We start from the raw sequence: 6,031 nt of genomic DNA on the forward strand, positions 1-6,031 counted from the left end.
GGCCTTCTCGGCCTTGGACCAGGAAGCGCCGCCCTTGCGCAGGCCAACGGTGACCTTCACGCCCGAATCCTTCAGGTTCAGCGCGTGGGCGTGACCTTGCGAACCGTAACCGATGATGGTCACGTTCTTGTTCTTGATCAGGGACAGGTCTGCGTCTTTGTCGTAGAAAACTTTCATGATTTTTCCTATATTCCGAATAGCTCGAATTGAATGTATGTATGTGTGATGGGTACTGCCTGGCGCGGTCGATCAGATCTTCAGGATCCGTTCGCCGCGACCGATGCCGGAGCCGCCGGTACGGACCGTTTCCAGGATCGCAGTGCGGTCCAGGGCGTCGATGAAGGCGTCCAGCTTGCTCTTGGCGCCGGTCAGCTCGATCGTGTAGGTCTTCTCGGTGACATCGATGATGCGGCCACGGAAGATATCCGCAGTACGCTTCATCTCTTCCCGTTCCTTGCCCACTGCGCGCACCTTGATCAGCATCAGTTCGCGCTCGATGTGCGCGCCTTCCGTCAGATCGACGACCTTCACCACCTCGATCAGGCGGTTCAGGTGTTTGGTGATCTGTTCGATCACATCGTCCGAACCGGAGGTCACGATGGTCATGCGTGACAGGGTCGGGTCTTCGGTGGGTGCAACGGTGAGCGTTTCGATGTTGTAGCCGCGTGCGGAGAACAGGCCCACGACACGGGACAATGCGCCGGCTTCGTTTTCCAGCAGCACAGAAATGATATGGCGCATGATTAGAGATCCTCCGAACCCAGCAACATTTCAGTCAAACCCTTGCCCGCCTTGACCATGGGCCAGACGTTCTCGGTTTGATCCGTGATGAAGTTCATGAAGACCAGCCTGTCTTTCATGGCGAAGGCTTCGCGCAGCGCGCCGTCGACATCGCCCGGTTTCTCGATTTTCATGCCGACGTGGCCGTAGGACTCCGCCAGCTTGTTGAAGTCCGGCAGCGAATCCATGTAGGACTCGGAATAGCGCGAACCGTAGTCGATCTGCTGCCACTGGCGCACCATGCCCAGGAAGCGGTTGTTCAACAGGATGATCTTGGGGGTCAGGTGATACTGCTTGCAGGTCGCCAGCTCCTGGATGCACATCTGGATCGAGGCTTCGCCGGTGATGCAGGCCACGGTCGCATCGGGGTTGGCCATCTGCACGCCCATGGCGTAGGGCAGGCCCACGCCCATGGTGCCCAGGCCGCCGGAGTTGATCCAGCGACGCGGCTTGTCGAAGCCGTAGTATTGCGCGGCCCACATCTGGTGCTGGCCGACGTCGGAGGTGATGAAGGCATCGCCCTTGGTCACTTCCCACACCTTCTGCACCACGGATTGCGGCTTGATGAATTCGTCCGAGGTGGCGAACTTGAGGCAATCACGCTTGCGCCACTCGGTGATCTGCTTCCACCAGTTGTCCAGCGCCGCGCCGTTCTGGCGGGTCTCGGCGGCATCCAGCTGGGCCAGCATTTCCTGCAGCACGTCCTTGACGTTGCCCACGATGGGGATGTCGACCTTGACGCGCTTGGAAATCGACGACGGGTCGATATCGATATGAATGATCTTGCGGGCGTTCGAGGCGAAGTGCTTCGGATTGCCGATCACGCGGTCGTCGAAACGGGCACCGATGGCGATGAGCACGTCGCAGTGCTGCATGGCCATGTTGGCTTCATAGGTGCCGTGCATGCCGGGCATGCCCACGAACTTGTCGCTGGACGAACGATAGGCGCCCAGGCCCATCAGGGTGTTGGTACAGGGATAGCCCAGGCGATCGACCAGCTTGTTCAACTCGGGCGAGGCATTGGCCAGGATGATGCCGCCACCGGTATAGATCATCGGACGCTCGGCCGACAGCAGCAGCTGCAGTGCCTTGCGGATCTGGCCCGAGTGACCCTTGTCGACCGGCTTGTAGGAACGCATTTCCACCGCCTTCGGATACTCGTAGGCGCAGGTATGCATGGTGATGTCCTTCGGGATATCGACCAGCACGGGGCCGGGACGGCCGGTGGTGGCGATATAGAAGGCCTTCTTGACGGTTTCCGCCAGGTCCTTCACATCCTTCACGAGGAAGTTGTGCTTCACGCAGGGGCGGGTGATACCGACAGTGTCGCACTCCTGGAACGCGTCCTGACCGATGGCAGTCGACGGCACCTGGCCGGAGATCACCACCATGGGGATGGAGTCCATGTAGGCCGTGGCCAGGCCGGTGACGGCATTGGTCACACCGGGGCCGGAGGTGACGATGGCCACGCCGACCCGTTGCGAGCTGCGCGAGTACGCGTCCGCAGCGTGCACGGCAGCCTGTTCGTGACGAACCAGGATGTGCTGGAATTTGTCTTGCTTGAAGATTGCGTCGTAGATATAGAGGACGGCGCCACCAGGATAGCCGAAGACGTGTTCAACACCCTCTTCAGCCAGGCAACGGACGAGTATGTCCGCGCCGGTGAGTTGCTCAGCACTCATGCTGCTTCCTTTCAAGGTCCATTGGAAATTGATCGGATGTTCTCTCCTGACGGAATCGCATTCGTCGTCTTGCCGGCAGCATCCCTTTATTGTGCGGTCACGCCGTTTCTGCGCTCCAACCGTAGTGGAGTTTGAAACGCCGCTCAACGCGACTCGTTCAGCCTTGGTACAAGTTCGACTCTTACTGATTCCTCGCGCTTGTGGCACGGGTTAGAACAAACAAGCTTTAAACCTATAAAGCGTTTCCTCGAACCGGCACGACCTTATGTGAAGCACCGGCAAGGAACAAAAACGCCCCAGATGTGGGAGGCGGGAAACAGGACAGTAATGCGTTGCATCATTTTGGTCAAGTGAATTCCGGTGAAATCGTTGCCAGCACTCGCGTTTATGCCGCCGCGCGGGGATAAACTTCAGGACAAAGAGGACCAACTTTGCTAGGATTCGGTCTGCTTTTTGACGATTTCTTGCATTTTTCGCATTTAGGCTGGCCAAACATGAACATTCTTGCCTGGTTTGGCCGGCGACCCATCCGGCACACCGTATTGCATGGCAACTGACAAAGAACTCTCCGATTTTCTTGAAAGTGTCGAACGCCGCGCCTTCAAACAGGCGGTGTATGCGGTGCGCAAGGACGAAGCCGCGCTGGACATCGTTCAGGATGCGATGATCAAGCTGGCCGAGAAATACGGCGACAAACCGGTCGGCGAATTGCCGATGCTGTTCCAGCGCATCCTGCAAAACACCATCCATGACTTCTTCCGCCGCGAAAAGGTGCGCAACACCTGGGTGAGCCTGTTCTCCAGCTTCGGCGGCAACCACAGTGATGGCGACGGCCCGGACGACTTCGATGTCCTGGAAAGCCTGGAATCGGAAGACGGCTCCGAAGCCGCCGAATCCAGCGCCGACAAGGTCGAGCGCGAGCAGACCCTGAACCTGATCGACGCCGAAATACAAAAGCTGCCCACACGTCAACGGGAAGCATTCCTGATGCGTTATTGGCAGGACATGGACGTGGCGGAAACGGCCGCCGCCATGGGTTGCTCCGAAGGTAGCGTAAAAACCCATTGCTCCCGCGCAACGCACGCGCTGGCTCAAGCTCTAAGAGCCAAAGGAATCTCATTATGAACAACAAGGAAATGCAATTCGCCTACAAGGTGAAGCTGGCGCTTGACGCCAATCTGGACAACCTGTCCGACGATACCCTGCAAAGCCTGGCCGCTGCCCGCCGGGTCGCGCTGGCGCGCAAGAAACACACGCCCATGACCGTGCGCGTGGAACAGCCCGTGCTGGCCGGCGCCTTCGCTGGCGGCATGCTCTCGTCGGAAAAACCCTCGTGGTGGAACCGCCTGGGCGTGGCCGCTCCGCTGCTGGCCGGCATCATCCTCTTTGCCGGCATCTACCAGCACGAAAACGCCAAGCGGGTGTCCTACCTGGCCGACATCGACGCCGCCGTGCTGTCCGACGAGCTTCCGCTGTCGGCCTACCTTGATCATGGTTTCAATGCCTTCCTGGCAGAAAAGGGACAATAAGACGATGCGCAAGACCACCGGTACTCCCGTCAAGGCTCACGCCCGCCTCTCGCGCATCGCGCTGGCGCTGGCCGTGCTGGCCGGTGGATTGAGCTGCGCCTGGACCGTGGCGCAGAATACCCAGGCCGTCGCACCGGCCGCCGCCCCTGCCCCGGCAACCGGCAGTGCGCCCGTCCCTGGCGCGGCTGCGCCGGTCGCACCTGCTGCCGTGGCCGCCCCGCATGCCAACAAATCCGCCACCAAATCCGCTGCCCGCAAGCCGGAGAGCAAGCTGGCCTGGGCCAACCTGTCGGCGGCCCAGCACCAGGCACTGGAACCGCTGACCGGAGAATGGCCGCGCATGAGCGAGCTGCAGAAGGAAAAGTGGCTGGAAATCGGCAAGCGCTATACCCGGATGAAGCCGGAAGAACAGCAGCGCCTGCACGAGCGCATGCGCGAGTGGGTCAAGCTGACCCCGGCCCAGCGCAGCGCCGCCCGCACCAACTACGCCCGTGCCAAAAAGCTCGACGCGGAAGAAAAGCACGAACAGTGGGCCAAGTACCAGCAATTGTCCGAAGAGCAGAAAAAGAAGCTGGCCGAAGCCAAGCTCCCGCGCCGCGTCGCCAAGCTGCCGACCACACCCGCCGCGGCCGCGCCCAGCATCCAGCTGCCCGCTGAAGCGCTCGATCGTCCGCTGCCGGTAGTCCCGGCGCCGACCCCGGCAGCCGCGCCGGCGCCCGCCCTGGTGCCAGGCTCGCAAGCGGTGCCGGTGCCGGCCCTGACCCCGACCGCCGCCGCCCCAACCACGATTGCTGTCAGCGCCGCCAATACCGCCGCGCTGCCCGCCAGCACAACGGCTGTCGCGCCTCCAACCAACGACGGCAAGTAAGCCCGGCGTCCGCAGCGGCGCCCCTGTCCACCACTTCCCTCCCCTGGCTGCTGCCGGATCACATCCGCGCCCTGACTTGCTCTGGCTCAAGTTACCGCATAGGCAAGCCACGCCGATTGCTTTACCATCTGCGGGCCGCGCCGGCGGCACCTCCACTACACCAGCCACGCGGCCCGGCAGTCTGCGCGCCCTCCAGAGAAGGACCGAACCAGGATCATGACGGATTTCACCACGCCCTCGCTGCGCCGCCGCCTGAGCAGCATGCTGTACGAATCGATGCTGCTGTTCGGCGTGCTGTTCATGTCCGGCTGGCTGTTCTCCACCCTGCTGCAACAGCGTCACGCCCTGTACCTGCGCCATGCGCTGGAAGCCTGGTTATTCCTGGTATTGGCGGCCTATTTCATCTGGTTCTGGACCCATGGCGGGCAGACGCTGGCCATGAAGACCTGGCGTTTCCGCCTGACGGATCGCGAGGGGCGGCCGGTGGGCCTGTGGCGCGCTGCCTTGCGCTTCCTGCTGGCCTGGCTGTGGGTGCTGCCGGGGCTGGCACTGGCCTCGGCCGTGCGTGGCCAGCACTGGATGCTGATCCTGATCCCGGCTGCCAACATCTTTTTCTGGGCGCTCACCTGCCGTCTCGATCCACAGGGCCAGTTCCTGCATGACCGCCTGGCCGGTACCCGCCTGGTGGATGTCAGCGCGGTACGCACGCCAGCGTTGCCGGAGGCAGGCGACAAGTCATGAAGCGGACATGAGCGCGACACGGCGCTCTGTTATGCTCTCGGGCGACCGCATGCGCCTGCATGCCCGCCCACCCGATCGCCCCGGACGCCAGCCCGCATGATTTCACGCATCTCCAGAACCCTGCTCCTCATCCAGTTCGGCATTGCGATCCTGTTCTACCTCCTGCTGCGGCATTTCGAGTGGCCTATCGTGGCAGCCGCCCTGGGCGGACTCCTCATCGTCCTGCTGCTGCGCGCGCAGATCACCGCCAACAGCTTCTTCCTGACCTGGCCGTATCGCGGCCGCACCTCCAACCCGGTTGAAATCAGCTGGCTGCAGATCGGCACCCTGTTCCTGCGTGAATTCCGGGCGACCATGCTGTGCTCCTCCTGGGCCATGCCCTTCCTGCGCTTCGACCAGTTCAGCTATCCCGATACGACCTCGCTGCCGGT

General features: G+C 61.8%; 6 protein-coding genes and 2 pseudogenes. 5 read left to right on the top strand and 3 right to left on the bottom strand.

Going from position 1 to position 6,031, the window contains the following annotated elements:
• The 3 genes and pseudogenes from VE092_RS03820 to VE092_RS03830 form a co-directional block, all read right to left on the bottom strand.
• A pseudogene (locus VE092_RS03820) lies at positions 1 to 177 on the bottom strand (ketol-acid reductoisomerase); the annotation flags it as partial.
• 72 nt (positions 178 to 249) lie between these two features.
• Positions 250 to 741 carry an acetolactate synthase small subunit gene (gene ilvN, locus VE092_RS03825; protein ID WP_006712888.1) on the bottom strand — a complete coding sequence of 164 codons (492 nt, stop codon included), beginning with the start codon at positions 739 to 741 and terminating at the stop codon, positions 250 to 252.
• A gap of 2 nt (positions 742 to 743) precedes the next feature.
• Positions 744 to 2,462, bottom strand: a complete 1,719-nt coding sequence (locus VE092_RS03830) for an acetolactate synthase 3 catalytic subunit (RefSeq protein WP_324873982.1) — start codon at positions 2,460 to 2,462, stop codon at positions 744 to 746.
• Between the two features lie 546 nt (positions 2,463 to 3,008).
• On the opposite strand from VE092_RS03830, the gene VE092_RS03835 reads away from it, so the two are divergent.
• From VE092_RS03835 to VE092_RS03855, 5 genes and pseudogenes are all read left to right on the top strand, one after another.
• Positions 3,009 to 3,587, top strand: a complete 579-nt coding sequence (locus VE092_RS03835) for an RNA polymerase sigma factor (protein WP_006712884.1) — start codon at positions 3,009 to 3,011, stop codon at positions 3,585 to 3,587.
• Complete coding sequence (locus VE092_RS03840; RefSeq protein ID WP_324873985.1) at positions 3,584 to 3,991, top strand: DUF3619 family protein; 408 nt, start codon at positions 3,584 to 3,586, stop codon at positions 3,989 to 3,991. Before VE092_RS03835 ends, VE092_RS03840 begins: the two co-directional genes overlap by 4 nt.
• A 4-nt stretch (positions 3,992 to 3,995) precedes the next feature.
• Complete coding sequence (locus tag VE092_RS03845) at positions 3,996 to 4,859, top strand: DUF3106 domain-containing protein (RefSeq protein ID WP_324873987.1); 864 nt, start codon at positions 3,996 to 3,998, stop codon at positions 4,857 to 4,859.
• Between the two features lie 216 nt (positions 4,860 to 5,075).
• Entirely contained in the window at positions 5,076 to 5,600 is a 525-nt protein-coding gene (locus VE092_RS03850; RefSeq protein WP_324873989.1) for an RDD family protein, read from the top strand.
• A 96-nt stretch (positions 5,601 to 5,696) separates the two neighbouring features.
• A pseudogene (locus VE092_RS03855) lies at positions 5,697 to 6,031 on the top strand (lipase); the annotation flags it as partial.

The organism is Herbaspirillum sp. (genome assembly GCF_035644555.1).
Lineage (GTDB): Bacteria > Pseudomonadota > Gammaproteobacteria > Burkholderiales > Burkholderiaceae_D > Herbaspirillum.

What these genes read in the sequence shown, in the direction of transcription:
- ilvN (WP_006712888.1), bottom strand. Translation starts at nt 741, where the DNA reads ATGCGCCATATCATTTCTGTGCTGCTGGAAAACGAAGCCGGCGCATTG.
- VE092_RS03850 (WP_324873989.1), top strand. Translation starts at nt 5,076, where the DNA reads ATGACGGATTTCACCACGCCCTCGCTGCGCCGCCGCCTGAGCAGCATG.
- VE092_RS03845 (WP_324873987.1), top strand. Translation starts at nt 3,996, where the DNA reads ATGCGCAAGACCACCGGTACTCCCGTCAAGGCTCACGCCCGCCTCTCG.
- VE092_RS03840 (WP_324873985.1), top strand. Translation starts at nt 3,584, where the DNA reads ATGAACAACAAGGAAATGCAATTCGCCTACAAGGTGAAGCTGGCGCTT.
- VE092_RS03835 (WP_006712884.1), top strand. Translation starts at nt 3,009, where the DNA reads ATGGCAACTGACAAAGAACTCTCCGATTTTCTTGAAAGTGTCGAACGC.
- VE092_RS03830 (WP_324873982.1), bottom strand. Translation starts at nt 2,462, where the DNA reads ATGAGTGCTGAGCAACTCACCGGCGCGGACATACTCGTCCGTTGCCTG.